Genomic DNA, 26246 nt, shown 5'->3' on the forward strand with positions numbered 1-26246 from the left:
GGGGTCGCGGGGGAGGATGGTCGCGTGCACCCCTGGCCACCCCCCGAGCCCGCCCGCCGGCGCGGGCTCTCCGGGAGCTCCCGGATGAGCATCGGGTCGGTGCTGGCGCTGCTGGTGGCGGCCTGCGTGCTGATGCTCGACCCCGGCGACGCCGGCAGTCGGTTCCGCGGGCTGGTCGGCCTCGAGGAGCGGCGCATCGCCGCCGTCCCCTTCTCGGGCGAGGGCACCTACCGCTTCCTCTCCACGCAGCCCGGCGGCGACGAGCCCGTGGGGTGGAACCCGTGCCGGCCGATCCGCTTCGTGGTCAACCCCGAGGGCGCGCCGCAGGAGTGGCGGGAGCTGGTGGACGACGGCGTCGCCGAGGTCTCCGCCGCCACCGGCCTGGAGTTCGAGGACGAGGGCACCACCGACGACCGCGGCTTCGACGAGCGCAGCGGCGGCATCGGGATCGGCGGTCCCGACCCGGTGCTGATCGGCTGGGCCGACGAGGACGAGGTCGAGGGGCTCGCGGGCGACGTCGCCGGGCTGGCCGGCCCGGTGACCCTCAGCAGCGCCGGCTTCGGCCGCTACGTGAGCGGCATGGTGGTGCTCGACGCCGACACCTACGCCGACCTCGACGGCATGATCGGCGGACGCGAGCAGCAGCGCGCCATCCTGATCCACGAGCTCGGCCACCTGGTCGGTCTCGCCCACGTGGACGACGAGGGCGAGCTGATGCACGCCACCAACCTGGGCCGCACCGACTTCGGGCCCGGCGACCTCACCGGCCTGGCGCTGCTCGGACGCGTGCCCTGCGGCTGAGCCCGGGCCCGGCGCGCGGAGGCGCCGGGAGTGCCGGACGGCGGGGCCCTGCCCGCCTACCCTGGGTGCGGTGCACACCCCTTCCCCCCGTGCCACCCGCACGCCCCTCGCCCTCGGCGCGCTCCTCGCGACGCTCGCGCTCGTCGCCCCGCTGACGACGTCGCCCGCGACCGCCGAGGACCCACGCTCGCCGATCTCCAGCCCGGACCGTGCGCTCACCGCCACCGTCCTCACCCCCGACGGGGTCGAGGTGGCCGCCGACAGCGCCCTGCCCCAGGCCCAGCCGCGCGGGCCGCGCGTGCCCTCCCGCTGGCTGCACTCCTCCGACGGCGTCCCCGGCCCGGTCGCTCGCACGCTGCCGCCGTCGCGCCGCGGCATCGGCCGCACCACGGTGCCGCGACGCGTCGCCGTCAGCCCCGGCGTCTCGGTCACCGAGTGGGACGAGGCGACCAAGCGCGGCCCGGTGCGCATGCAGCTGGTCACGGCGAACCTGCGCACGCCCGGCCTCGCGGTCGACTACCTCGACGCCGGTGCCGTCAGCCGTACCGTGCCGCTGCGCACGATGGTCGCGAACCGCAAGCCCGTCGTCGCGGCCGTCAACGGCGACTTCTTCGACATCGGTGACACCGGCGCGCCGCTCGGCGTCGGCGCCGCGCGCGAGCGGGGGCTGCGACACGCGCCGGTCGACGGCTGGAACGCCGCCTTCTTCCTCACGCGCAGCGGCCGCTACGAGGTCGACACCTTGCCGTTGCTGACCCGTGTCGTGGAGCGTCCGGCCTGGCGGATCAGCCACCTCAACTCCCCCGAGGTCCGCCCCGGCGGCATCGGCGTCTACACGCGGGCCTGGGGCACCACCGCCGGCGCGCGGTGGGTGGGCGGCCAGAAGCGGGACGTGCGCATGGTCGTCGTCGAGAAGGGGCGCGTGGTGGCCAACCGCACGACGCTCCCCGCCGGTCAGCCGATCCGCGGCACCGTCTACGTGGGCCGCGGCGAGGGGGCTCGCCAGCTGGCCGGGGCTCGCAAGGGCCAGCGACTCACCCTGCGCCGCTGGCTCGAGGGCAAGCCACGCATGGCCATCACCGGCAACAAGATCCTGCTGCGCGACGGCCTCGTCGAGGTCGTCGACGACCGCGAGATGCACCCGCGCACCGCCGTCGGGTTCGACCGCGACACCCGCTCGCTGCTGCTGCTGGTGGTCGACGGACGCTCCTCGGTGAGCCGCGGCTACACCATGGTCGAGCTGGCGCAGAAGATGATCGACCTCGGCGCCGAGGACGCCCTCAACCTCGACGGCGGTGGCTCCTCCACCATGCTCGCGCGCGGCCCGCGCGGCGGCCTGCGCACCGTCAACACGCCGTCGGACGGCGCGCAGCGCGCCGTGCCCAACGGGCTGCAGCTGACCTACCGCGCACCGCGCTGACGCAGCTGGTCAGCCCTCGGCCGGCACCTCGAGCACCGCGAGCGAGGTGACCGGCGCCAGGCACTGCACCTGCGCCCCGGACGGCGGCGGCCGCACCAGCCCGTCGTCGTAGGTCACCTCGGTGGGCGGCGTGCAGCCGATGGCGACGATCGCGCCCACGAGCCGGCGTCCGGGTGCGGTCTCGTGCTCGGCCACCACCTCGGCGAGCCGCCGCGCGAGCTCGGGTCGGGTCAGGTCGCGGGTCAGCGCCCGCTGCTGCTCGGCCGTGCCCACCGGCACCGGGCGGCTGCTCACCGAGCCCCCGGCGGCGGTGGCGTCGAGGATCTCGACGAGCTCCCAGCTGCGTGAGGTCGTGGAGCCGGTGGTCGGTGAGGACTCGCCGCACCCTGCCGGCAGCACCACCAGCACGAGCACGGGCAGCAGGTGGAGGACGCGACGGCTCATGGTGGTCGGACGCTACTGCCGACCTGCCGGTTCCGCACTCCTTGACCCGCGAGCAGCCGACGGCGAGGTTGGTGGGGTGAGCGACCACCCGCAGCTGCTGCACACCGTGCTGGACACCACCGAGCCTCGGCGACTCTCCGAGTTCTGGCGCGAGCTGCTGGGCCTCCGCTACCGACCCGGCGACGAGCCCCCCTCCGACGACAGCCCGGACGACGTCGACTGGCTGGTGCTCACCACGCAGCAGGGTGAGCGGCGGCTCGCCGTCCAGCAGGTGCACCGGTTGACGCCGACCACGTGGCCCGACCCCGAGGTGCCCATGCAGCTGCACCTCGACCTGACGGTGGGTGACACGGCGCAGCTCGAGCGGCAGCGCTCGCGGGCCGAGGAGCTCGGCGCCCGACTGCTGCTCGACCGCACCGACGACCCCGAGGAGCCGCTCTACGTGTTCGCCGACCCCGCCGGCCACCCGTTCTGCATCTTCGTGGCCTGACCTCGCCGCGGTGCGGCGCGGGGCGCCTGGCACCCTGCTGGCATGACGACCCCGGGTGCGCGGCGCAGCTTCACCCGCGCCGAGCTGGAGGCCTTCCGCGACGCCGAGGTGCCCGACCGGCTGCCCGGGGCCGACGACCCTCCGCTGGCGCTGCTGTTCGTGGGCATCAACCCGGGTCTGTGGACGGCGGCCACCAGCACCCACTTCGCCCACCCGGGCAACCGCTTCTACCCGGCGCTGCTGCGCGCCGGCATCCTCACCGAGCGCATCGACCCGGCCGCCGGCATGACCGACGCCGACCGCGCGGCCCTGCGCTCGCTCGGCATCGGCATCACCAACGTGGTGCCCCGCGCCACGGCCAAGGCCTCCGAGCTGCGCGACGACGAGCTGCGCGAGGGTGCCGTGCGCCTGAGTTCCCTGGTGGAGCGCACCCGCCCCCGCGTGGTCGCGATCGCCGGCATCACGGCCTACCGCACGGCCTTCGGCGAGCGCCGTGCCGCGCCCGGCCGACAGCCCGCCGACCTGCACGGGGCCCAGCTCTGGGTGGTGCCCAACCCCAGCGGCCTCAACGCGCACGAGACCACCGAGACCTTGGCCGCCGCCTACGCCGAGCCCGCGCGCGCCGCCGGGCTGCTCCCCGGCTGACCGCACCGTCCCGCTGACCTGTCGCGAGCAGGGACGGCTCGGTCGTCGACCCGTGCGCACTCGGGACGGGTCGGCGGTCGAACCGTGCGCTTTCAGGACGGGTCGGCGGTCGAACCGTGCGCTGTCAGGACGGGTCGGCGGTCCACCTGTGCGCACTCACGCCAGGTCGGTGACGCCGAGTGGAACCTGTTCTAGCGTGAGTACATGAGTGAGGCTCAGGAGTCGGCGGGCACGGGTCGCAAGCTGGTGTTCGCGGGGAGGGCGGTCGACCACGCTGCGCTGCTCGACCCCGCGTGGCACACCGCGCTGGCGGGCGCTGGCGTCGAGCGGCTGCAGCTCAACCTCGACGACGAGCCGGTGGCGGGCGCGCTGCGCCTGAGCACGGGCGAGCCGTTCACGGCCGTGGTGAGCCTGTGGACCGACGGTGCGGACCACGCGGCCGCCACCTCGCTGGTGACCGCGCTCGCGGGCGAGTGGCACGGGTGGGAGGTGGAGGAGCGGCGCCCGCTGCCCCCGCCGGAGGTCTGGGACGACTGCGAGCGGGTCCCGGCGCTGGCCAACGTGGCGCTGCTGCGGCGGCCCGCCGAGCTCGACGACGCCACCTGGCGCCACCGGTGGCTGGTGGACCACACCCCCGTCGCCATCGCCACCCAGGGCACGTTCGGCTACGTGCAGAACGTGGTGCGCGGCCCCGTGGTCGAGGGCTCCGAGCCTGTCGCCGCCCTCGTGGAGGAGCTCTTCCCCGCCGAGGCGGTGACCGACGTGCACGCCTTCTACGGCAGCGGTGGCGACCGGGGCGAGCTCGAGCGCCGAATGACGGCGATGATGGCCAGCGTCGCCCGCTTCGGCGCCGACCGCGACCTCGACCTCGTGCCCACGGGGCGCCGGCTGGTCCGTCTGGTCGCCGGGGCTCAGGGCGGGGAGAGGTAGCGACGGGTCTCGACGCCGGCCAGGTCGGCCTGGATGAACCCCGACTCGGAGTACTCGTTGCTGGCATACACGGAGTACCAGGCCGTGCCCTCGTCGGGACGCCGGATGATCGCGTAGGTGCTCGTGGGGTCCTCCACCAGCTCGCGACGGGCGGTGGCCAGCAGCCGACCCGTGACCGCGGGGTCGATCCGCCCCAGGTCGAAAACCCGGTAGGGGCTGGTGCCCTTCGTGCTCATCGTGAGCTCGCCGTCGAAGCGGTAGGAGTGGAAGCGGGACCCCGTGGCCTGGACGGGCAGGTCGAGGACGGCGTACTCGGGGTAGAGGACGACGCTGAACGCCCGGGTGCCGCCGGTCTCCTCGCGCACCGCCTGCACCAGCGAGCGCCACCCCTCCGGGGTGTGCAGCTGCGGTGGCGCCTCCGGTCGGACCTCCTGCGCGATCGCGGGTGCCGGCGCCTCCGTCCCCTGCTGCTCGGCGTCCCCACCTCCCGCCAGGACGACCACCGCCACGATGCCGGCTCCGGCCACCAGTGCGATCGCCCCCAGGGCGACCAGCAGCGGAGCCGAGCCACGTCGCGGCTCGGGAAGGGGACGGGGGGCCCGGGTGGCGCCCGGCGGGTCCGGACGATAGACCTCCCAGCTGCCCGGCTGCTCCTCCCGCGCCGGGCCCTGGCCGGGGTCACCGGGCTCAGCCGGCGGCCGTTGGGGTTCGTGGGGCGCCACCCTCGGCAGGATAGGGCGGCGAGCGGGGCCGCGTCTGCGCCCGTGGGCAAAGACTCCGGCCCCGTCGCCCCCTCGGCCTCGGGTCAGCGCGGGCCCACCCGTCGCGCGGTCACCACCAGGTTCTGGGTGTAGTGGAACCCGGTGTCGGTGGCGACCCTGCCGGCGCAGGTGACCAGGTTGAGCACCGCCGGCCCGTCGGTGCGGAACACCGCGGCCGGCACCCCCGCCCCACGCGAGTAGCGGCGCACCCCGGTGACCACGTAGGTGTGGGTGGTGCCGCCGGCCACCCAGCGCACCCGCTGACCGCGCTGCACCAGTCGCAGCCGTCCGAAGGCTCCCGGCCTACCGGTCCGGCTGGAGACGTGCCCCGAGAACACCGCCGAGCCCATCGGGTCACCCGGTGCCGCCGAGCTGCCGAGCCAGCCGACGCGGCGCACGTCGCCCGGCACCGCCATCGCGCCGCCGTCGAGCCCGACCCGGTGCACGGGAGCGTCGACGCCGACCGCCGGCACCTGCAGCCGCATGCCGCTGCTGGGCTCGATCGTGCCGGCCGCGGCCTGGTAACGGCTCCACCGGTGCTGGGGCACGGCCCGCGCCGTCGGCGCGCTGGCCTCGGGTCCCGTGGCCGCCCCGCGGAGCACGAGCCCGGGCTCCCGGACGCCTCGCGCAGCGCGAGCCGGCAGGTCGATGCCGCCGACCGGACCGGTGGGCACCTCGGGCACGAACGGGATGCTCGGGCGCCGGGCCAGCAGGGTCTCGAGCGGGTGACCCGCCGGGCTCAGCACCTCCTCGGTGGCACCGGTGGCAGGCAGCCGCACGCTGTAGGTGTGGCAGCCGGGCCTGGCGACCCGGGTGCGCCCGCCGGTGTGCTCACCGTTGCGGCGCACCACCACGACGCCGCGGTCGGCCACCGGGGCGCGCGACCAGTCGAGCCGGTCACACGTGCCGTCCGGTCGCGGCGCGATCGGACCGTGCAGGGTCCAGTGGGCCGTGGCGCTCCCCCAGGACGGCAGGCCCGACACCCAGATGCGGTCGTGCACGACGTCGCCGACCAGGGCTCGCTGCTGCGAGGCGCGCGTGCGGACCCGCGGCGTGCGGCGCTCCACGAGTGCCGTCTGCACGGCGATGCCGGGCGGGTGGGCGGCCGCCTCGCTGCGCGCGGTGGCCGCGACGGCGGCGCTGTAGGTGTAGCAGCCGCCGGCGCGCACCCGGGTCGGGGCCGTGGTGAAGGTGCCGTCGCCGGGCACCGCCAGCCGGCCGCGCGCGGCGACGGGCGCCGCGCTCCAGGCCAGGCCGGCGCACGAGCCGGACCGGTCGGGCAGCGGACCGTGCAGCGTCCACTGCACCGTGACCGGCAGCGCCGGGCCCAGCCCACTCACCGTCACGGTGTCGCGCAGTCGCGCCCCCACGGTGACGCGCTGGCGCGACACCTCGGTGGTGACGACCGGCTGGGCCTTCGCCACCCGGGTGGTCTCGGGCACCAGTCCGCACGGCGTGCGCACCGCGAGCGCCCGGCGGCCGCCCGGCAGCTCCTGCACCCACGTGTAGTAGCCGGGCTCGGTCACGGTGACCGCCGGGGTGCGGTAGGTCCCGTTGCCCCGCACGGCGAAGCGCACCTGCGCCGCCTCCTGCCCGGGGCGGCAGTCCTCGCGACCCGGCTGCTCGGCGTAGGGACCGTAGAAGGTGGCCACCGCCGTGGCGCGGTAGCCGCGCGGCGCTCCGCTGACCCGCACCACGTCGTGCACGGGCTCTCCGGGCCGCACCACCGCCGCCGAGGTCTCCGTGACCACGCGCGGCCGGGCGCGGCGCACGTCCGCCCGGGCGCTGACGGCGGCGCGCGCGGTGCTGCGACCGGCGATCCAGCCGCGCTGCACCCCGGCGTCCCGGGCCAGCGGCCCGCCGTGGGGGCGCCACCCCGGCACGACGTGCAGCCGGCCGTCGGCGGCCGGGCCCTCCACCTCGGCGCGCAGCACCACCCGACCCAGCCCGGCGGGTCGCAGCAGCACCCGCACCGGGCGGGTACGCGAGCGCACGGACTCCGGGCAGCGCACCGGACCGCTGCAGCGCAGCCGCACCCGCAGTCCCGGCACGGCGGCACCGGTCGCCGCGCGCACCACCACGCGGTAGGCGCGGGCCCGGCCCAGGCGCATCGGACCCTCGGCGCGCGTCGTCAGCCGCAGCCGGTAGGGGCCACGCCAGCGCGAGGCCTCCTGCCACATCCGCTCGGCGGTCGGCAGCACCGGACCCGGCAGCCCACCCACCGGCGGCTGCACCTGCTCGCCCACCTCGAGGCCCGCCGGGTAGACGACGCCGCCGCGGCGCTCGCCGTCGCTCATCACCTCGCGCACGATCAGCGCGATGGCGGCGTCGCGCACGTCGCTGCCCGTGGAGCCGCGCGGCGCCCACCGCGAGATCAGCTGGTTGAGCGCGGCGACCTCGGCGTCGCCGATGCGCCGACCCAGCTGGTTGCGCAGGTCCTCGGTGCTCACCTCCCGCGCCCGGCTGGGCAGGCGGGAGTCGAAGAGCCAGTCGATGCAGAAGAAGATCGAGCCGTCGGGTGTGCGGTAGGTGCCCAGCCAGGTGTGGGCGGTGCGTCCGCCGAGGGTGTAGCGCAGGCAGACGCCGCGCACCAGGTTCGGGTCCAGGCGCCGGCAGGCCGCGTCGGGCGCCACGGTGGCGGCGGCGGCCTGCGGCGCGAGCGAGGGCGCCGCCAGCGGTGCCAGCACCGGGGTCACGGCGCCGACGAGCAGGCCCAGCACCCCCAGCAGCAGGGTCAGGGCCGACCGACGGCGAGGTCGGGGCCGGGTGGTCACGGTCGGTGGTGCGGGCATGAGGATCCTCCGAGTCGGGTCGTCGCTGGTCGTCGCTGGTGCGCACGACCCTCGCCCGCGACGGCCTGATCGCGCTCGCCCGTGACGCCGGCCTGTGGAGAACCCCGTCGCGCCCCGGCTCTGTGGACGAGAGGTGGGCCGTGGCGGTGTCCGTCGTCACCCGTCGGGCCGCGTCGGCCCGGCGATCAGTCCTCGAAGAGCGCCCGGATGTCGTCGGCACCGATGGCCGCGCCGAACCCGCCGCCGCCGTCGAGGACATCGGCGAACAGCTGCGCCTTCTGCTCCTTGAGCGCCATCACCTTCTCCTCGATGGTCTCGGCGGAGACCAGGCGGTAGACGTGCACCGAGCGGGTCTGGCCGATCCGGTGGGCCCGGTCGACGGCCTGCGCCTCGACGGCGGGGTTCCACCAGGGGTCGAGCACGAAGACGTAGTCGGCCTCGGTGAGGGTGAGCCCCACCCCGCCGGCCTTGAGGCTGATCAGGAACACCGGTTGCTGCCCGCTGCGGAACCCCTCGACGACGGCCGGCCGGTCGCGGGTGGAGCCGTCGAGGTAGGCGCTGGCGATGCCCTCGTCGTCGAGGCGGGCACGCACCCGGGTCAGGAAGCTGGTGAACTGGCTGAACACCAGCGCCCGGTGGCCCTCGGCGGCCAGCTCGTGCAGGTGCTCGACCAGCACGTCGAGCTTGGCCGAGGGCAGCCCCTCGTGCTCGGCGTCGACGAGCCCGGCGTGCAGCGCCAGGCGGCGCAGCCGGGTGAGGGCGGCGAAGACGGCGACGCGGTTCTCGTCGAAGTCCTCGAGCAGCCCGAGGATGCGCTGCCGCTCGCGCTGCAGGTGGGTGTCGTAGAGGGTGCGGTGCCGCGGCGCCAGCTCGACCTCGAGCACCTGCTCCTGCTTCGGCGGCAGGTCGGCGGCCACGACCTCCTTGGTGCGGCGCAGCAGGAAGGGCCGCAGCCGACGGCGCAGCCGCACGAGCGCCTCCTCCTCGCCCGCCTCGATGGGGCGCACGACGTGGCGGCTGAAGCGGGCGGGGTGCGGGTAGAGCCCGGGGTTGGTGATGCTGAGCAGCGACCACAGCTCGAGCAGCCGGTTCTCGAACGGCGTGCCGGTGACCGCGACCCGGAAGGGCGCCCGGATGGCCCGCACCGCTGCGTGCCCCTTGGAGCGGTGGTTCTTCACGTGCTGGGCCTCGTCGAGCACCAGGCCGCCCCACTCGTGGGTGGCGTACACCTCGTCGAGGCGCAGCAGCGTGTAGCTGGTGACGACGACGTCGGCGGTCTCCAGCTGCCGGGCCAGCTCGGCGGCACCGCCGTGCCGCGACCACGAGCCGGTGGCCGCCACCACCGTGAGGTCCGGTGCGTGCCGGGCCGCCTCGGAGACCCAGGCCCCGACGACGCTGGTGGGCGCCACCACCAGGAACGGCGCACTGCCCGCACCCCTCGCCTCGGCGATCGCCGCCAGCACCTGCAGGGTCTTGCCCAGCCCCATGTCGTCGGCCAGCACGCCGCCGAGGCCGTGCTCGCGAAGGAAGCCCAGCCAGGAGAAGCCGGTGCGCTGGTAGGCGCGCAGCTCGGTGACGAGCCCGGTCGGCACCGGCCGCTCGGGGAGCTCGTCGAGGTCGCGCAGCGCCTCCGCACGCTCGGCCCATGCGGCGGCGGCACGGTCGATCTCCGCGATCTCGGCCAGGGTGGTCCACGCGTCGACGTCGTCGACCGAGACCCGCAGGCCCTCCTCGTCGTCCTCGCCGGTGCCGTGGATCTCGGCCGCGGCCTGCACCAGCTCGCGCAGCCGCGTCAGCGCCGGGTGGTCGGTGGGGAAGAACAGGCCGCTGGGCAGCACGATCAGCGGCTCGCCGAGGGTGAGCGCCTCCAGCACGGTGGGTAGCGGCACCTGCTCGTCGTCGATGCGCACGGTGACCCACAGGTCCAGCCAGTCCTGCCCACCGCCCGCACCGCGCCCGGCCGGGCCGGCGCCCTCCTCGGCGCCGACGTGGATGCTGGGCGCCCCCTCGGCCTCGCGGAAGGTGGGCGCCGCGGTCTCGCGCACCTCCACCAGCCCGCTCTCACGCAACGCGGGCAGCACCCAGCGCCCCAGCGCGAGCGCGGCGGCGCCCGCCACCTCGTCGTGCTCGCGCAGCGCCCCGGCGCTCAGCAGGTGGTCGACCAGCCCGCTGCCCACCACCTCGGCGAGCAGCTCCTGCTCGGCCTCGGGGTCGCGCAGACCCCGCGGGTCGCGCTCCTGGTCGGCGTCGGTCAACCCGTGCTCGACGACGCCCTCACCGCGCCCGTAGGCCCACCGCCAGCGCAGCGCGGCACGCGTGGCCTCGGCCCAGTCGACCTGCAGCAGCAGCCGGGGTGGCTCGGGTCGCGCCACCTCGACGGCACCGTCGCGCGAGGCCACCGGCAGCTGGCGCACCAGGCGCGGCAGGTACTCCGCCTCCAACCTCGCGCGCGCCTGCGCCGGCACCCACAGCGGCTCCTGCGCCAGGCGGGCGACGGCGGCGGGCAGCGGGCGCGAGAGACCGGCGAGCACGGCGCGGTAGGCCACGCTCGGGCCGGGCAGCTGCTCCAGCAGGGCGACGCCGTGCGCCGGCCGCCCGACCGGCACCAGCGACCGCCCCGACCACCAGCGGCCCTGCGCCTGCACGCCGAGCTCGGCCAGGACGCCCGGCTCGCCCGCCGCGGCGACCACGCCCGCCGCACCCGGGAGCTGCTCCCCCGGCTCACCCCCACGCAGCTCGACGCTCGCCTCGAGCTCCTCGGGCGTCACCTCGACCTCGGCGAGCGCGCCCGCGGGCACCAGCTCGACGCCCAGCTCGACGGCGCGCTGCAGCAGCCGCCACAGCCGCGGCCCGACGTCGCCCAGCGCCAGCGCGTCGTTGCCGTAGGAGTAGGTGCGGAACCCGGTGGAGGCCGCCTGCAGCTGGCTCAGCACCTCGAGGTGCTCGGGCACGAAGGCGTGCGGGTCGGTGCCCAGCGAGAGGCGGTTCCAGCCGACGCCGCTCTTGATCCACGCGGTGCCCTTGGCGTTGCGGCGCAGTGGCCGCATCAGCAGCACCGGCCCACCGCGCCACCCCGCGCCGACGCTCGGCGCCAGCAGGTCGATCTGGAGGGCGAGGGCGCTGGGTGCGCCGCTGCGGCGCGGCCGCTCGGCGAGCTCCTCCAGGACGGTCTCGAGCGTGGTCTCCCAGACCGGTCGGCGCTGCTGCTCGGCCTGGTCCAGCGCCGCCCAGACGGTGGCCGCGCCGTGCTTGCACTGGCGGGAGACCGGGCACGTGCAGGAGGTCGTGACGACGACCTCCTCGCCGGCGGCGCGGGCGGCCGGGTGGTCGGTGCGCCGCAGCCACGCGTGCACCTCGTAGGGCACGTAGCCGGACCCCGCCACCGCGGCGGTGGCGTGCACGACGTCGGGATCGCGCTCGACGCGCAGCCGGGCGACGGCGTGCTGGGCGAGCAGGGCGCGGGCACGCTGGAGCGTGCCGGCGTCGAAGTCGTGCCCCAGGGAGGGGTCGACGAGGTCGACCAGGTCCTGCTGCGTCATCGCCTACCTCCCCCCGACGGGCCCGCCGGCCCCGAGTGCTGGAGGTTACCGAGGGGCGCCGACAGCCGCGCGGGTCGCCGCCCGGCCCGTGGAGAGCACCGGCCGCGCGTCAGCTGAGCACGTCCTTGCGCGAGAAGAGGTAGAACGCCGCGCCCAGCAGCACCACCGTGTAGGCCAGCGACCACAGGGCACCCGTGGCCATGCCCGACCAGGCGACCTCCTCGCGCAGTGCGTCGGCCCACGCGAACTGGGCATGGGTGGGCAGCGCCTCGCGCAACCCGCCCAGCGCCTCGATGCTGTCGAGGATGGAGGAGACGATCGTGACGAGCACCGCCGCGCCCACAGCACCCAGCGGCGCGTCGGTGACCACGCCCACGCAGAAGGCGAGCGCCAGCACGAACAGCAGGCTCACCAGCTGGTAGCCCACGATCAGCGCCAGCCGCGGCCAGAACTGCGACCAGTCGAGGCGGTCGCCGCCGGCGCCCTCGAACGGCGTCGAGCCGTACGCGACCGTGCCGACGACCAGACACCACGCCGGCAGCACCACCAGCGCGGCAGCGCTCGAGAGCAGCGCCACCTGCAGCTTGACCCGCAGCAGCCGCCCGCGCGGCACCGGCGCGGCCAGCAGGTAGCGCAGCGAGGCCCAGCTGGCCTCGGCCGGCACCGCGTCGCCGCCGAACAGCGCGACTACCACCACCAGCAGGAAGCCGGTGCTGGCGAACAGCGCGAAGACGGTGAAGTTGGCGGGCCCCACCTGGGCGAGGTCGACGAAGCTCGCACCGCGACCCGAGCCGCCGTCACCCAGGGCGAAGGCGCCCACCAGGATCAGCGGGAGCAGCAGCAGGAAGCCGAAGGTCAGCAGCGTTCGACGGCGACCCAGCTGGCGGCGCAGCTCGGCGCGCAGCGGCAGCGGCGCCGCGGAGCGCACCGCACGTCGGTCGTTCATCGCGCACCCCCCGGCTTCTCCGACCGGCTCGTCGGCTGGCTGTCCGGTTGACCCACGTCGGCCACCTGCGCGGGGCGGTCCTCGCCGACCAGCCCCATGAAGACCTCCTCGAGGTGACGGCGCCCGTCGACCGAGGAGACCGCGACCCGTCCGCCCACCAGGGCCGTCACCAGGCGTGGGCGCGGCACCCGGCCGCGCACCCGCACGCGACCGTCGGGGTCCACGTCGACCTCCTCGAGCCGGTCGGAGCCCTCCAGCGCGCCGAGCAGCAGCGCGGCGCGCAGCGCCTCCTCGCGGCCACCCTCGACACCGATCAGGGTGGTCTGCGAGCCCTCCAGCAGCTCGGCGACCTCGCCGGTGAGCACCACCCGCCCGCGGTGCATCACCACGACGTGGCTGCAGGTCTGCTCGACCTCGGCCAGGAGGTGGCTGGAGACCACGACGGTGCGGCCGGCGGCTGCGTAGCGCGCCAGCACGCCGCGCATCGCACGGATCTGTGGCGGGTCGAGGCCGTTGGTGGGCTCGTCGAGCAGCAGCACCTCGGGTCGCCCGAGCATGGCCTGCGCGATCCCGAGCCGCTGGCGCATGCCCTGGCTGTAGGAGCGCACAGGCTTCTCGACGGCGACGCCGAGGTCGGCCACCTCGAGGGCCTCCTCGAAGCCGGCCTCGTGCTCGGGGCGACCGGTGGCCGCCCAGTAGGCGTGCAGGTTCTCACGGCCCGAGAGGTGCGGCAGGAAGCCGGGCCCCTCGATCAGGGCGCCCACGCGACGCAGCACGGGCGAGCCCGCCACCACGGGCTCGCCGTGCACGTGCACGGTGCCGGCGTCGGCGCGGATCAGGCCCACGAGCATCCGCATGGTGGTGGTCTTGCCGGCGCCGTTGGGGCCGAGCAGGCCCACTACCTGCCCGCGCTCGGCGCGCCACGAGACGCCGTCGACGGCACGGAAGCCGTTGCGGTAGGCCTTGACCAGGCCCTCGACCACCAGCGGCACGTCCTCCAGCCCGGGGGCGGGCACGGGGGCGCGACGACGGCGCCGGGCCACCAGGGCCGAGACGAGCGCGAGCAGCAGCAGCGCCGCGACGACGCCGAGCAGCGCCGGGGGCACCAGCCGACCGGCGGCCTCGACCCGCTCGGAGGGCACGCTCGGCAGCACCAGGGCGTCGGGTGCGCCGTCGGCCAGCCCCACGCGGTACAGCCGCGGGTCGGCCGGCAGGGCGTAGGCGGCGTCGGTGGTGGAGACGACCAGCCGCAGCCGCTGCCCCTCCTGCACCCGGTAGGCCGACGCCGGCAGCGCCACCTCGACCTCGCGCGGCTCGCCCGGCGTCAGTCCCTCCAGGCGCATCGGCGCCACCAGCTGGCGCGGCAGGGTGGCGGTGCCGTCGGCGCTCACCACCCACAGCGAGGCGAACAGCACGGCGTCGGCGACCGAGGAGGTGACCGCCAGCCGCACCCGCGGTGACCCGACGACGGTGAACGGCTCGGCGAGCGCCTGGGACTCGAAGACCGCCGACTCCCCCGGCAGTGCGGCGAGGGGGTAGCCGGCTCCCGCGCGGCCGGTGGCCTGCAGCAGGGGGCCGGTGCCGGGCAGGCTGGTGAGCGCGGCCGGCTCGCCGCCCGGCGGGGCGACCAGGGTCTGGGTGCCACCGGCGAGGTCGAGGGCCTCGCGCTCGACGACCGCGCTGTCGATGTCGGCGCCGGCTCCGTCGGTGGCGGCCAACGGGTACTCACCGGCCCGGCGACGCTCGGGCGGACCGTCGTCGAGCCCGGTGACCGGCAGGGTGAAGTCGAACGCGGCGCCGGGGTCGGGCCCCCCGCGCAGGTAGTGGTCGAACCACGCCAGCGAGGGGTCCAGCAGGTCCTCGGCGAAGGAGGTGTCGGCGGCGGCGTCGTGGCCGCCGTCGATCCAGCGGACGGCGACCGGCGTGCCGGCCGCGGCGAGCGCGCGGGCCGTGGCGTCGGCCTGGTCGAGACCGAACAGCGAGTCCTGGGCGCCCTGCACCAGCAGGGTGGGCGCCTCCACGCGGTCGAGCACCGCGGCCGGCGAGCTGGCGCGCAGCAGCTCGAGGGTCGCCTCGTCGGCGACGCCGGTGGTGGCGGCGCGCAGGAAGGCACGGCACACCGTGGGGTCGAAGCGACCGCAGGAGCCGCCCTCGGCAGCCGCCTCGGCGTCGCCGCCCTGGCTCGACCCGAGGCCGGAGGCGAAGAACAGCGAGGCCCAGCGCTTCTTGAACACCCCGGCGGTGGCCACGGGGTCGACGGCGGCCGGGGACTGCGGCGCGGCGTCCCCGGCCGTCGATCCGACCACGGACTGGGGCACCAGGCTCTGCGCCAGGTCGTGCCAGGTGATCGCCGGCACGAGGGCGTCGACGCGGTCGTCGGAGCCGGCGGCGAGCAGCGCGATCGCCCCGCCGTAGGAACCGCCCGCGATGCCGACGCGCGGGTCCCCCGCGGCGTCGAGGCGCACCTCGGGCCGGGCGGCCAGCAGGTCGAGCAGCCGGCTGACGTCGTCGACCTCGTAGTCGGGTGCGTTCAGGTGGATCCGGCCCCCGGACCCGCCGAAGCCGCGGGCGGTCCAGGTCAGCACCACGAAGCCCTCCGCCGCCAGCTCGCGCGCCTGCGCGAACAGGTCGTCCTGGCTGCCGCCGAACCCGTGCGCCAGCATCACGGCCGCGTAGCGGCCGTCGTCGTCGGCACCGGCGGTGCCCTCCGGGGGCAGGAACAGCGTGGCCTCCAGGCTCACCTGCCCGCCGTCGGGCTCCGGCGTCACGGCCACCGTGAGGGGCGTGCCACCCTCCGGGCGCTCCTGCTCCGCCGCGCTGGCCGGGGCTGCCTGGATCGCCTGGGCCGGGGTCACCAGCAGGAGCGCCGCCAGGAGCGCCGGCAGGACCGTCACGACGACGGCCGCGCGTCGGCCGGGTGCGCCGCCTCGGCGTCGTCGGTGTCTCACCGCGCCATTCTCCGGGACCCGTGGTGACGTGGGCGCGCGGGTCCGGTGCGACCGGCGACTGCGCGCCCTCAGGTCAGGCGAGCAGGCCGCTGAGCAGCTGCGCGGTCTCGGCGACCAGGGCCGTCTGGCTGGCGAAGGCCACCGAGCTGCCCGCCAGGGCGGCGGCGCCGGCCGCCATCCCGAGCCGGGCGCGGGTGCGGTGTCGGGGCGCCGGGCGCTGCGGCGGAAGGGCGCGGGGACCGCGGAGGTCGCGTCGCACCGCCTCGCGCACGTCGTCGACGGCCACCGAGGTCTGCCACTCGGCCCACACGGCGGGCCAGGACGCCACGACGTCGGGCAGGCTGGTGGTCGAGCAGACCAGCACCCCGTGCGCCTGCGACTCGTGCGGTGCGCTGCTCACCACGTTGACCATGGGCTGGAGCCGATCCGCGACCCACTCGGGCAGCACCTGGCGCAGTGCGGTGGCGGCCGCCAGGACCTCCTCCAGCTCGGGACGCACGGGGATCGGGTCCGCCGTGGACGCAGGTGCCAGCGAGGTCAGCACGCCGGGGTCGGTGGTGGAGACCACGACGAAGACACCGGCCGGGCCGACGGCGACGTGGTCGATGGTGGCGAAGCGACGCTCGGGCCAGGCGACGTCGTGCAGCACCGTCCAGCCGTAGCGGTGCAGCGGCGCGAAGGCGCGCACGGGTGCGGCGCCGTCGAGGGCGTGCAGCTGGTGCTCGGCGGGGGTGTGCTGATGCTGAGGGGTGTGGCGCACGGTGTCACCTCCTGGGGGCGGGGCTTGCAGGACCAGTACCCACTCGCCACCCGCTTCTGCGCGACGATCGGTCCGTCGTGCACCACCCGGACGGACCAGGGCGCGGGACCTCGTGGGGCCCGCGCGGGTCAGCCTGCGGAGCGGCCACGGCCGGCTCGGGCGGTGCTCCGCGAGGCGAGGTCCTGGCGTAGCCCGTGCGCCACCGCCACCACGTGCGGCGCCGAGAGCACCGGCGGCAGGTCGGCGAGCAGCAGGGGCAGCATCGCCGGCGAGGTGACCCGGGTCCGGCCGACCGTGATCCCGCGCGGCAGGTTCCAGCCCACGCACAGCACCGGCCAGACGCTGGCGGCCACCCGGCCGGGCACCCGCTCGGAGACCGCGTCGGCCGACGCCTGGACGTCGCGGACCACCCGGGGGTGCGGGAGTCCCTCCGTGGTCATCACGGGGTCGTCGCGGTCGTACCCGGCGCAGCTGGCCGAGTCGATGACGACGACGCCTGCCGGGCCCACGACCAGGTGGTCGCACCCGCGCCGCGATCGGCCGGGACGGGCGGGCTCGTGCAGCACCACCCACTCCGAGGGTGGTAGCGCCGAGAGCGCCACGGCGGTGGCGTGGGTGGACTCGCGTCCGGCGACCCAACGTTCAGCCAGACGACGGAACCGCTGTTCCGTCGCCCGCGCGCCTTCGCCGCGCCCTGCAGTCATCAGGCCCTCCCTCGGTGACCCCTCGACGGTAGGGACGTCGCCGCTGCTCGCCCAGGGGTTCGGGGCAGGACTGACCGATCGGACGGCGAAACCACCCGGGTGGGTGCTGGTGGTGGCACGGCCTGCTCCCGGCCTGCCCCCGGCCAGATCTGGTCAGCTCTCGGCCAACCCCCGCGCCACGGCCTCGAGGTCGTCCGCGCGCCGCCCCGGCCACCCGTGCACCGACTCGCGCCAGGGCGTCGGCCACGCCGCGGCCCCCCAGCGGGCGCCCAGCAGGGTGCCGGCGATGGCGGCGACCGTGTCGGTGTCGTCGCCGATCCGGACGGCCGCGTGCAGCCCCTCCGCCGGCCCCTGCTCGCCGCCCTCCTCCTGGGTGGTGGCGATGGCGGCCCAGGCGGCCTGCAGGGCGGTGACGGTGAACCCGTTCGGCGTGAAGGTGCGACCGGGCACCGGCTCGGCGGCGGCGCGCACGGGGTCGACGGCCTCGCGCAGCCACTGCGCCCACGGCGCGCGGCGGTCCTCGGGCAGGAGATCGAGCCCGGCCGCGGGGAGCAGCACCGCCTCCCGCACGGCCCGGCGCACCGACTCGCACCACAGCACGCAGGAGTCGCCGGCGAGCGGGTCGGCGTGGGTCAGGCCGGCGATCGCCCGGGCGGACTGCGCCAGGGTGGCGCGGTCCTCCAGGTGGGCCAGCGCGACGACGCCGGTGCGCATCAGCGCACCGTTGCCGGCACTGTGCGGGTGCTCGAGGGCGAAGGCCTGCGCCTCGCGGCGCATCACGGCGCCGGGACCGGCGCCCACGTCGGGGCCGGCCAGCGCGCGGCGGGTGGCACCCAGCACGGCCGCCGTCTGGTTGCCGATGTCGGCCGGGCCGTCGTCGTACCAGGCCAGGAAGCGGGCGGCGACCTCGTCGTCGACGCTGCCGCCGCCACGTCGCGCCGCCAGCAGCCCCTCGGCGACACCGACGGCCATCGCCGTGTCGTCGCTCCACTCCCCCGGTGCGAAGTCACCCAGGCCACCACCCAGCATCTGGGCGTGCTCGCCGGGGCCGGGCGGCGTGGCGAACTCGTAGGGCACACCGAGCGCGTCGCCGATGGCCTGCCCGAGCAGCACTCCGACGGCGCGGTCGAGCATCTCCTGCGTCGTCGCACTCACCGGGTCATCCTCGGCCCGGCAGCTGGCCGGAGTCCAGGCGCGCCCGGTCGGCAGCGTTGCGGCCGAGGTGGTGGCCGGTGGGGTCGTAGCCGCCGCGGATCCCGCTGCTCACCAACGTCTCGCCGTAGCGCTCGTCGAAGGCGTCCTGGACCGCCTGCTCCCGCGATCGCAGCACCGGGAGGGCACTCGTGCCCTGGGCACCGGCCTGCGTGATGGCGACCTCGTTGGCTGCCTCGAGGCGCTCCCCGATGCGCAGCGCGAAGCCGAGGTAGAAGGAGGCGCGGAAGCTGCTGCTGCGCAGCTGGCTGCCAGCGCCCGCACGCCGCCCCGCGGCGGTGAGCGACTGCTGGGCCTGCACCAGCAGCGAGGTGAAGAGCAGCTCGACGACCTCGAGGTCGCGGGCGTGGCCCAGCACCGAGCACAGCCCGAGCCGGCTCAGCAGCACCGCGCGGCACCGGTTGGCCCGCGCCACCACCGCTGCGAGGTGCGACTTCGCGTCGGCGTAGGGCGCGTCGACAGGCAGCCGCATCATCCGGGGCACGTCGTCGCGGGCGCCGCCGTCACCGGCGGCGACCTGGACCGCGGCGAGGTCGACGGCGTGGCGGGTCATCAGCTCCTGGGCCTTGGCGGTCAGCGACTCCGCCTCACCCTCGAACTCGGTGGACTCGGCCTTGGCCAGCAGCTTGCGGATACGACCGAGCACCGGGTCGTCCGCGGCGCCTCCGGCCAGCACGCCCACCACGGTGAGTGACTCGGCGCCGGCCCCGGGCGGCGGGACGAGCACGTCGAGCACGGGTACGGTCTCGAGCACGCCCATCACCTGCACCGCCGCCTCGTAGGCGCTCGCCTCGTCGAGCCTGCGAGCGCGTCGCCACGCCGAGAGCCAACCGCCGCGCGTGGAGATCCGGGCGTGGTCGAGATCGGCCACCTGCTGCGCCCACCGCGGGTCGACGCCCTGACCGGTGCGGCCGGCGTCCTCGACCCGGATCGCCAGCTCCGCCAGCGAGGCGGCCGCCGCCGAGGCCTCCCGGCGCACGTGCCGCACCACCTCGGCGGGCTGCCAGCCGGCCCGCCACAGGTGCGGCAGCAGCCCGGTGAGCAGCCGCTCCCCGACCGCGTCGACCTCGGCGGTGGGCATCAACGCCAAGGCATCCGCACGCGCTGGGACACGATGGACGGCTCCACGGACCGCCTGCAGCAGCTGCAGCCACCCCTCCTCCGCGCGGACGCGGGTGTCCATCGCGTCGCTCATGAGCTCGGCCTCCTGCTGCGAGCGCCATTCCGCCTCGCGGAGGTCATCGAGCCGCAGCTGCTCCTCGATCGCATCCCACGCCTCCTGCGCATGCCCGAGCTCCTCCTTGCCTCCCCCACGCTGCGCCGCCCTCAACCGCGCGAGCGCTGCGCGGCGGTGCGCCCCGACATCCTGCGCCGGCTCCGGCTCGGGTCGCACCTCGGGTCCCGGTGCACGCACCCCCGCGGCAACCCGACGCTGCCGATCGCGTGCCCCTACCTTGGCTGCCCGCCGTGCCCTGCTGTTGCTCCCCATGTGTCCCCCTTCGCCTCGGCGACCCCGCGAGGCATGGTGTCACCGCGCACCGACAGTGCCTGGGATCGCACCCGGTGAGGGCAAGATGCCCCCGTGAGCGAGGAGACCATCGTCAAGGCCAGCGCCGACCAGGTGCTGCGTGCGGCGGAGCGGATGGTCGACCTTCCCTGGCCCGAGCCGGGCAGCGATGCGTCGCTGACCTGGGAGCTGGAGGGCCTCGAGGGCGAGACGCTCTGGCTGACGCACGTGCTGCCGCTGGCGTCAGGCGCAACGCCCGCCGAGATCACTGCTCTCACCGCCCCGCTGCTCGACCTGGCGGACCGCCGGTGGGGCACTCGCCACCGCTTCGACGCCACCCGGTTCACCGACGACGCCTCGACGCCTCCGGGCGACTACGACCGGCGCAGCGCGCCCGCGGGCCTGGTCCGCTCCCTGGGCGCCACGAGCGCGGTGTGGTGGCGACGGGGTGCCTATGCGGCGCTGCTGGTCGACAGCTCGCGCACCGCGCCCGCAGACACCAAGCTCGCCCTCCTCGTGCTGGAGCGCGACTGGCTGGGCCCTCCCGGCGCCGAGGAACGGGCACTGGAGTCGCCGCTGGTGCAGGACCTGCTCTCCGGTGAGCCGTCCCGGGTCCTCTCGGCCACCTGGACGGTCATCGGCACCCGTGATCCGGAGCTGCTGGCGCCGCTGGTGACGGCCCTGCCCGCGATCCGCTCGGCGACCGCCGGGCTCGACCTCGGGGGTGCGCTGATCCAGAACGCCACGCACGTGCGGCACGCACTGACCCGCCTCCAGCTGGTCGCCGACGGGGAGTGCCTGTGCACGGCCTACCCCGACCACCTCCTCCACGACGTGGCGAGGGAGCAGCAGCGCGGCCACGTGCGCGTGGAGGGCACCGTGCCGAACGAGCGGCAGTGGGAGCCGGACCGGATCTGCGTGTGCACCGCCTGCGGCCGGCGCTACCAGGTGGAGCAGGGCGAGTACCACTACCCGTGGTGGCAGTGGCGCCCGCTGGCCGGGCGCAGCGGTGCGCCCGCTGCTCAGACGCCTCCGACGTGACCCTGGTTGTCGCGCAGGCCGGCCGCCTCGCGCCCGGCGGTCCCGGGACGCGCGCTCCTTCGCCCGGGCACCCCGACCATCTTCCCGGCGGCGTGGGCCTGCTTGATCCGGCCGCTGCGCCACCAGTCGACGAGGAGTGCCACCGCGAGCACGACGATCACCGCTGCGACGACGAGGAAGGCGGCCATCCCGTTCTCCGATCCGAGAGGGCGGGGGGGCGATCCTCGGCTCGACGGACTCGAGCCGTCCCGGGCACCACCACGAGGGCGGCCCTCCGTCGTGGAGGGCCGCCCTCTTCCGTGGAACCGGTCGGTCAGGTCAGCTGCAGCCGGAGGTGCTGCCGCAGCCCTCGCAGACGTAGCAGGAACCGGCGGGGCGCATCTTGGTGCCGCAGGTCATGCACAGCGGGGAGTCCACGGCGGTGCCGGTGATGGCCTCGAGCAGCTCGGCGCTGGTGCGCGGGCGGCCCGCGGTCGGCGTGGCCTCGGCAGCAGCCTCGGCCTTGCGCGGGATCAGGTGGTCGATGGGCTCGGAGTCCTCGACGACCTCGGCCTCCACCGCAGCGGCCGCCGGCTTCTCCTCGACCTCGATCAGCTCCGAGGCGGCGCCGGTCTCCTCGACGGGCTCGTAGGAGCCGGTCTCGAGGTGGCGCTGGCGCTCCTCGGCGGAGTAGATCCCGAGCGCGGCGCGGTCCTCGAAGGAGAGGTAGTCCAGCGCGAGGCGGCGGAAGATGTAGTCCATGATCGACTGGCTCATCCGCACGTCGGGGTCGTCGGTCAGGCCGGCCGGCTCGAAGCGCAGGTTGGTGAACTTGGAGACGTAGGTCTCCAGCGGCACGCCGTACTGCAGGCCGATCGAGACCGCGATCGAGAAGGCGTCCATCACGCCGGCCAGGGTGGAGCCCTGCTTGCCGAGCTTGAGGAAGACCTCGCCGAGCTCGCCGTCGTCGTGGGCACCGGAGGTCATGTAGCCCTCGGCACCACCGACGGTGAAGCTCGTGGTGCGCGAGGTGCGCGACTTGGGCAGGCGCTTGCGGGTGGGGGCGTAGACGACCTTCTCCACGACCTTGGTCTCACCGGCAGCACCCGCCGCGTCGGCCACCTTGGCGGCGGCGTCGTCCTTCGCGGTGGAGCCGCCGTCGGAGAGCGGCTGGCCGACCTTGCAGTTGTCGCGGTAGACGGCGGTCGCCTTGAGGCCGAGCTTCCACGACTGCAGGTAGACCTCCTCGATCTCCTCGACCGTGGCGGACTCCGGCAGGTTGACGGTCTTGGAGATCGCGCCGGAGAGGAACGGCTGGCAGGCCGCCATCATTCGCACGTGGCCCATCGGCTTGAGCGAGCGCGCGCCCATCGCGGTGTCGAAGATCTCGTAGTGCTCGGTGCGCAGACCGGGGGCGTCGATGACGTGGCCCTTGTCGCCGATGTAGTCGACGATCGCCTCGACCTGCTCGGGCTGGTAGCCGAGCTTGCGCAGCGCGCGCGGGATGGTCTGGTTGACGATCTGCATGGAGCCGCCGCCGACCAGCTTCTTGAACTTGACCAGCGAGAAGTCCGGCTCGATGCCGGTGGTGTCGCAGTCCATCATGAAGCCGATGGTGCCGGTGGGCGCGAGCACCGAGGCCTGCGCGTTGCGGAAGCCGTGGTCGGCGCCGAGGCGGACGACGTCGGACCAGGCCTGGGTGGCGAGGCGGTGCACGGCGGTGTCGGAGGTGTGCAGGGTGCGCACGGCGTCGTTGGCGGCCTGGTGCTTGCGCATCACGCGCTGGTGGGCCGCGGCGTTGCGGGCGTACCCGGCGTAGGGACCGACGACCTCGGCCAGCTGCGCGGAGCGGCGGTAGGACACGCCGGTCATCAGCGAGGTGATCGTCGCCGCCATCGAGCGGCCGCCGTGGGAGTCGTAGCCCAGGCCCATGGCCATCAGCAGGGCGCCGAGGTTGGCGTAGCCGATGCCGAGCTGGCGGTAGTCCCGGGTGGTCTCGCCGATCGCCTCGGTCGGGAAGTCGGCGAAGCAGATGGAGATGTCCATCGCGGTGATGATCACCTCGACGGCCTGGGCGAACAGCTCGGCGTCGAAGGTGTCGTCGTCCTTGAGGAACTTGAGCAGGTTCAGGCTGGCCAGGTTGCACGAGGAGTTGTCGAGCGACATGTACTCCGAGCACGGGTTGGAGGCGGTGATCCGGCCGGTCTCGGGGTTGGTGTGCCAGTCGTTGATCGTGTCGTCGTACTGCAGACCCGGGTCGGCGCACTCCCAGGCGGCCTGGCTGATCTTGCGGAACAGGTCGCGGGCGTCGACGCGCTCGATGATCTCGCCGGTGGTGCGGGCACGCAGACCGAAGTCGGTGCCGTCCTCGACGGCGCGCATGAACTCGTCGGAGACGCGCACGGAGTTGTTGGCGTTCTGGTACTGCACCGAGGTGATGTCGGTGCCACCGAGGTCCATGTCGAACCCGGCGTCGCGCAGCGCGCGGATCTTGTGCTCCTCGCGCGCCTTGGTCTCCACGAACTCCTCGATGTCGGGGTGGTCGACGTCGAGGACGACCATCTTGGCCGCGCGGCGGGTGGCGCCACCGGACTTGATGGTGCCCGCGGAGGCGTCGGCGCCGCGCATGAAGGAGACCGGGCCCGACGCGGTGCCACCGGAGGAGCGCAGCAGCTCCTTGGAGGAGCGGATGCGGGAGATGTTGAGGCCGGCACCGGAGCCGCCCTTGAAGATGAACCCCTCCTCCTTGTACCAGTTGAGGATCGAGTCCATCGAGTCGTCGACGGCCAGGATGAAGCAGGCCGAGACCTGCTGCGGCGACTGGGTGCCCACGTTGAACCAGACGGGGCTGTTGAAGGAGAAGTACTGGTTGACCAGCAGCCAGGTCAGCTCGTGCTCGAAGATCTCGGCGTCGGCGTCGGTGGCGAAGTAGCCGTGCTCGCGGCCGGCGGCCACGTAGGTGAGGACGACGCGGTCGACGAGCTGGCGCAGGCTGCGCTCGCGGGCCTCGGTGCCCAGCGCCCCGCGGAAGTACTTGGTGGTGACGATGGTGGAGGCGTTGAGCGACCAGGTGGAGGGGAACTCCACGCCCTTCTGCTCGAAGACGGTCTCGCCGGACTTCCAGTTGGTCTGCACGACGTCGCGGCGCTCCCAGGTGAGCTCGTCGTAGGGGTGCACCCCCTCGGTGCTGAAGACGCGCTGGATGCTCAGGCCACGGGCACCTCGACCCTGCTGGTCGGCGGTGCGGGGGTGGGCGGTCTCGGTCATGGCTCTCCTGGTCCCTGATGCGTCGTCGTGCTCGTGAGGTGCGGTGCTGCGGCTGGCTGCGGGTGGCTGCGGGTCGCTGCGTGGATGACTGAACCAGCGACCACCGACAGTCGTCGGGCGTCGTGGGTGTCCGGTCGGGGGGTGAGGTGGGGCTGGTCGTCGGGGGGTGGGGCCGGCCTCGTGGGCCGACTCGTCGGGGGAGACGAGGTGGTGCGCCCGGCAGGCAGCTTCCCCACTACCTGCCGGGCGGTCTGGTGTCAGCCGCTGGGGGCTGGGTCGGCCAGGGCGGCCGGGGTGTCGGGGATCCGCGGGTCGCGCTCGGCGCGCAGGTCACGGATCTCGGACTCGAAGTCGTCGGCGGAGTCGAAGGCCTTGTAGACGGAGGCAAAGCGCAGGTAGGCCACCTCGTCGAGCGCACGCAGGGGGCCGAGGATGGCGAGCCCGACCTCGTGGGCCCGGATCTCGGCGGCGCCGGCCAGGCGCAGCGCGTCCTCGACCTCCTGGCCCAGGCAGGCGAGCTGGTCCTCGCTGACCGGCCGCCCCTTGCAGGCCTTGCGGACGCCGCTGACGGCCTTCTCGCGCTCGAAGGGCTCGGTGGCGCCCGACCGCTTGACCACGGTGAGCTGCATGAGCTCGACCGTCGTGAACCGACGCTCACACGCCGGGCAGTTGCGCCGACGGCGGATCGAGGACCCGTCGTCGGAGACCCGCGAGTCGATCACCCGGGTGTCGACGGCCCGGCAGTACGGACAGTGCATGGCGAGGCCTCCTCACGGTTGGTCGGCAGGTCGAGGGCGCGACGAGGAGACCTCGCCACGGAGGGAGCTGAGGTGTGGATATCTCGTCTCTCCCTGTGGAGAACATCCGCGCCACTGGGGACCATCCCGGCCCCGGGTGTGAACTAGATGTGGATAACTACACCGTTGTAAGTACTAGATGTTGTGGCCACCGTACGCCCGCGCCACCAGGGATGCAAGCGGCTCCGCGACGCGATCCGCCACCGGTCCGGACCACACCACTCCCGTGACGGATCCGCGCAGGTCAGCGGCCCGCCGAGGACTCGAACCCGGCCACCTCGGCCAAGGTGATCCACCAGGAGAGACGGTCGGGACGACCGTCGTAGTCGCGTCGCCGGTTGGCGCCGCTCGAGCCCGGCAGGCAGAACACCTGCGCCGGGCCCACCGTCCAGTCCGCGGGTCCGAGCAGCGGCCGGCGCTCTCCGAGATGACGGGCCACCACCGCTGCCACCGTCTTGCTGGTGAACGCCAGCCAGTCCGGAGCCCACTGCTCGACCCGTGCCACGAGCTCGGGCACCTCGTGACGGTCGGGCACCTCCCCCTCCCCCCGGTGGCGCACCAGGTCGGTCGTCCCGAGGCCGAGCTCGGGCAGGCGTCCCTCCTGCGCGGGACCCCATCCCCGCGGCACCAGCCCACTGAGGTGCATCAGGCGCCAGAAGTCGTTGCCGGGCGAGTCGTAGCGGTGCTCGCGCGAGCGCGGGCTCTGCGCGCCGGCCATGCCGCAGAAGACGATGCGCGGCGCGGGCCCGACCACGTCGGGGAGGATCTCCATGCCCGGGCGGTACCCCGCGCCGGTGCGAGGTCCGCGATCTGGCGCCCACCGGCGATCCCCGCACCCGGCGGCGACCTGGATCGCGCACAATGGCGCGGTGGCGAGGGGCAAGCGGGCGGGTCAGCGCCGGAGGCAGGGCTTCCGGCCGGAGATCGCCCTGCTCGCTGCCGGCATCACCCTGACCCTGGTGGCCTGGGGCTACCTGGTCGTCGCCGCGATCGACGTCGGGGCGGCCGCCCGCAGCGGCGAGGGAGGCTGGGGGTGGCTGGCCCTCAGCGCCGTGGGCGCGGTGGCCTGCCTGTTCGTGACGCTCATGCTGGTGGCCCGACTGCTGCGCGCCCTCGGCATCACCCGACCACCCGAGTAGGAGCAGCAGACCCGGGCCCGGACGCCGCGAGGGGCGGACCCGCCCGTCGGCGGCTCCGCCCCTCGTCTTCCCCGGCCCGTCGACGCCACCGGGGTCGAAGCGGTGGCGGACGGAGCTCGTGTGG

General features: G+C 75.0%; 21 protein-coding genes. 7 read left to right on the top strand and 14 right to left on the bottom strand.

Annotated features, from left to right (window positions below; all coding sequences use genetic code 11):
• Positions 1-24: 24 nt before the first annotated feature.
• On the top strand, positions 25-801 hold the full coding sequence (locus ABD948_RS09665; protein ID WP_345265168.1) for a matrixin family metalloprotease: 777 nt from the start codon (positions 25-27) through the stop codon (positions 799-801).
• A 70-nt stretch (positions 802-871) separates the two neighbouring features.
• Positions 872-2221 (top strand): phosphodiester glycosidase family protein, encoded by a 1350-nt coding sequence (locus ABD948_RS09670; protein ID WP_345265169.1) that lies wholly within the window; start codon positions 872-874, stop codon positions 2219-2221.
• Between the two features lie 9 nt (positions 2222-2230).
• Here the strand turns inward: ABD948_RS09670 and ABD948_RS09675 are convergent, their stop codons facing one another.
• Entirely contained in the window at positions 2231-2665 is a 435-nt protein-coding gene (locus ABD948_RS09675) for a hypothetical protein (protein WP_345265171.1), read from the bottom strand.
• A gap of 76 nt (positions 2666-2741) precedes the next feature.
• Here ABD948_RS09675 and ABD948_RS09680 point away from each other — a divergent pair, with 76 nt between their 5' ends.
• The 3 genes from ABD948_RS09680 (at position 2742) to ABD948_RS09690 (ending at position 4730) form a co-directional block, all read left to right on the top strand.
• The gene (locus tag ABD948_RS09680) at positions 2742-3155 is read left to right on the top strand and encodes a VOC family protein (protein ID WP_345265173.1); all 414 of its coding nucleotides are present in this window, start codon (positions 2742-2744) and stop codon (positions 3153-3155) included.
• A gap of 42 nt (positions 3156-3197) precedes the next feature.
• On the top strand, positions 3198-3800 hold the full coding sequence (locus tag ABD948_RS09685) for a mismatch-specific DNA-glycosylase (RefSeq protein ID WP_345265175.1): 603 nt from the start codon (positions 3198-3200) through the stop codon (positions 3798-3800).
• A 204-nt stretch (positions 3801-4004) separates the two neighbouring features.
• Positions 4005-4730, top strand: a complete 726-nt coding sequence (locus tag ABD948_RS09690) for a hypothetical protein (RefSeq protein ID WP_345265177.1) — start codon at positions 4005-4007, stop codon at positions 4728-4730.
• Here the strand turns inward: ABD948_RS09690 and ABD948_RS09695 are convergent.
• The 9 genes from ABD948_RS09695 to ABD948_RS09735 form a co-directional block, all read right to left on the bottom strand.
• Positions 4712-5452: a hypothetical protein gene (locus ABD948_RS09695; protein ID WP_345265179.1), complete on the bottom strand. Its 741-nt coding sequence runs from the start codon at positions 5450-5452 to the stop codon at positions 4712-4714. The two genes, ABD948_RS09690 and ABD948_RS09695, sit on opposite strands and share 19 nt — an antisense overlap.
• A gap of 83 nt (positions 5453-5535) precedes the next feature.
• Positions 5536-8283 (bottom strand): class F sortase, encoded by a 2748-nt coding sequence (locus ABD948_RS09700; RefSeq protein ID WP_345265181.1) that lies wholly within the window; start codon positions 8281-8283, stop codon positions 5536-5538.
• Between the two features lie 185 nt (positions 8284-8468).
• The gene (locus tag ABD948_RS09705; protein WP_345265183.1) at positions 8469-11822 is read right to left on the bottom strand and encodes an SNF2-related protein; all 3354 of its coding nucleotides are present in this window, start codon (positions 11820-11822) and stop codon (positions 8469-8471) included.
• 109 nt (positions 11823-11931) lie between these two features.
• The gene (locus ABD948_RS09710; protein ID WP_345265185.1) at positions 11932-12768 is read right to left on the bottom strand and encodes an ABC transporter permease; all 837 of its coding nucleotides are present in this window, start codon (positions 12766-12768) and stop codon (positions 11932-11934) included.
• Positions 12765-15716, bottom strand: coding sequence for an alpha/beta fold hydrolase (locus tag ABD948_RS09715; RefSeq protein ID WP_345265187.1), 2952 nt, complete (start codon positions 15714-15716; stop codon positions 12765-12767). Before ABD948_RS09715 ends, ABD948_RS09710 begins: the two co-directional genes overlap by 4 nt.
• Positions 15717-15789: 73 nt before the next feature.
• Entirely contained in the window at positions 15790-16476 is a 687-nt protein-coding gene (locus tag ABD948_RS09720; RefSeq protein WP_345265189.1) for a nuclease-related domain-containing protein, read from the bottom strand.
• A 128-nt stretch (positions 16477-16604) separates the two neighbouring features.
• Positions 16605-17180 carry a nuclease-related domain-containing protein gene (locus ABD948_RS09725; protein ID WP_345265191.1) on the bottom strand — a complete coding sequence of 192 codons (576 nt, stop codon included), beginning with the start codon at positions 17178-17180 and terminating at the stop codon, positions 16605-16607.
• A gap of 153 nt (positions 17181-17333) precedes the next feature.
• Positions 17334-18335 carry an ADP-ribosylglycohydrolase family protein gene (locus ABD948_RS09730; RefSeq protein ID WP_345265193.1) on the bottom strand — a complete coding sequence of 334 codons (1002 nt, stop codon included), beginning with the start codon at positions 18333-18335 and terminating at the stop codon, positions 17334-17336.
• Between the two features lie 4 nt (positions 18336-18339).
• Positions 18340-19587 carry a DUF2786 domain-containing protein gene (locus ABD948_RS09735; protein ID WP_345265195.1) on the bottom strand — a complete coding sequence of 416 codons (1248 nt, stop codon included), beginning with the start codon at positions 19585-19587 and terminating at the stop codon, positions 18340-18342.
• A gap of 387 nt (positions 19588-19974) precedes the next feature.
• Here ABD948_RS09735 and ABD948_RS09740 point away from each other — a divergent pair, with 387 nt between their 5' ends.
• On the top strand, positions 19975-20940 hold the full coding sequence (locus tag ABD948_RS09740; RefSeq protein WP_345265197.1) for a hypothetical protein: 966 nt from the start codon (positions 19975-19977) through the stop codon (positions 20938-20940).
• Here the strand turns inward: ABD948_RS09740 and ABD948_RS09745 are convergent.
• The 4 genes from ABD948_RS09745 to ABD948_RS09760 form a co-directional block, all read right to left on the bottom strand.
• Positions 20922-21128 carry a hypothetical protein gene (locus tag ABD948_RS09745; RefSeq protein ID WP_345265199.1) on the bottom strand — a complete coding sequence of 69 codons (207 nt, stop codon included), beginning with the start codon at positions 21126-21128 and terminating at the stop codon, positions 20922-20924. The genes ABD948_RS09740 and ABD948_RS09745 overlap by 19 nt on opposite strands.
• Before the next feature lie 130 nt (positions 21129-21258).
• Positions 21259-24186 carry a vitamin B12-dependent ribonucleotide reductase gene (locus ABD948_RS09750; RefSeq protein ID WP_345265200.1) on the bottom strand — a complete coding sequence of 976 codons (2928 nt, stop codon included), beginning with the start codon at positions 24184-24186 and terminating at the stop codon, positions 21259-21261.
• 257 nt (positions 24187-24443) lie between these two features.
• Positions 24444-24944, bottom strand: coding sequence for a transcriptional regulator NrdR (gene nrdR / locus ABD948_RS09755; RefSeq protein ID WP_345265202.1), 501 nt, complete (start codon positions 24942-24944; stop codon positions 24444-24446).
• Between the two features lie 283 nt (positions 24945-25227).
• Positions 25228-25755, bottom strand: coding sequence for a mismatch-specific DNA-glycosylase (locus ABD948_RS09760; protein ID WP_345265204.1), 528 nt, complete (start codon positions 25753-25755; stop codon positions 25228-25230).
• 97 nt (positions 25756-25852) lie between these two features.
• Here ABD948_RS09760 and ABD948_RS09765 point away from each other — a divergent pair, with 97 nt between their 5' ends.
• Positions 25853-26122: a hypothetical protein gene (locus tag ABD948_RS09765; protein WP_345265206.1), complete on the top strand. Its 270-nt coding sequence runs from the start codon at positions 25853-25855 to the stop codon at positions 26120-26122.
• The last annotated feature ends 124 nt before the right edge of the window (positions 26123-26246 follow it).

The organism is Nocardioides nanhaiensis (genome assembly GCF_039542785.1).
Classification (GTDB): domain Bacteria; phylum Actinomycetota; class Actinomycetes; order Propionibacteriales; family Nocardioidaceae; genus Nocardioides; species Nocardioides nanhaiensis.

Bases quoted from the DNA above. Each gene is read 5' to 3' on its own strand.
- ABD948_RS09760 (WP_345265204.1), bottom strand. From the start codon at position 25,755: ATGGAGATCCTCCCCGACGTGGTCGGGCCCGCGCCGCGCATCGTCTTC.
- ABD948_RS09745 (WP_345265199.1), bottom strand. From the start codon at position 21,128: ATGGCCGCCTTCCTCGTCGTCGCAGCGGTGATCGTCGTGCTCGCGGTG.
- ABD948_RS09690 (WP_345265177.1), top strand. From the start codon at position 4,005: ATGAGTGAGGCTCAGGAGTCGGCGGGCACGGGTCGCAAGCTGGTGTTC.
- ABD948_RS09685 (WP_345265175.1), top strand. From the start codon at position 3,198: ATGACGACCCCGGGTGCGCGGCGCAGCTTCACCCGCGCCGAGCTGGAG.
- ABD948_RS09725 (WP_345265191.1), bottom strand. From the start codon at position 17,180: ATGACTGCAGGGCGCGGCGAAGGCGCGCGGGCGACGGAACAGCGGTTC.
- nrdR (WP_345265202.1), bottom strand. From the start codon at position 24,944: ATGCACTGTCCGTACTGCCGGGCCGTCGACACCCGGGTGATCGACTCG.
- ABD948_RS09700 (WP_345265181.1), bottom strand. From the start codon at position 8,283: ATGCCCGCACCACCGACCGTGACCACCCGGCCCCGACCTCGCCGTCGG.
- ABD948_RS09705 (WP_345265183.1), bottom strand. From the start codon at position 11,822: ATGACGCAGCAGGACCTGGTCGACCTCGTCGACCCCTCCCTGGGGCAC.
- ABD948_RS09735 (WP_345265195.1), bottom strand. From the start codon at position 19,587: ATGAGCGACGCGATGGACACCCGCGTCCGCGCGGAGGAGGGGTGGCTG.
- ABD948_RS09675 (WP_345265171.1), bottom strand. From the start codon at position 2,665: ATGAGCCGTCGCGTCCTCCACCTGCTGCCCGTGCTCGTGCTGGTGGTG.
- ABD948_RS09710 (WP_345265185.1), bottom strand. From the start codon at position 12,768: ATGAACGACCGACGTGCGGTGCGCTCCGCGGCGCCGCTGCCGCTGCGC.
- ABD948_RS09750 (WP_345265200.1), bottom strand. From the start codon at position 24,186: ATGACCGAGACCGCCCACCCCCGCACCGCCGACCAGCAGGGTCGAGGT.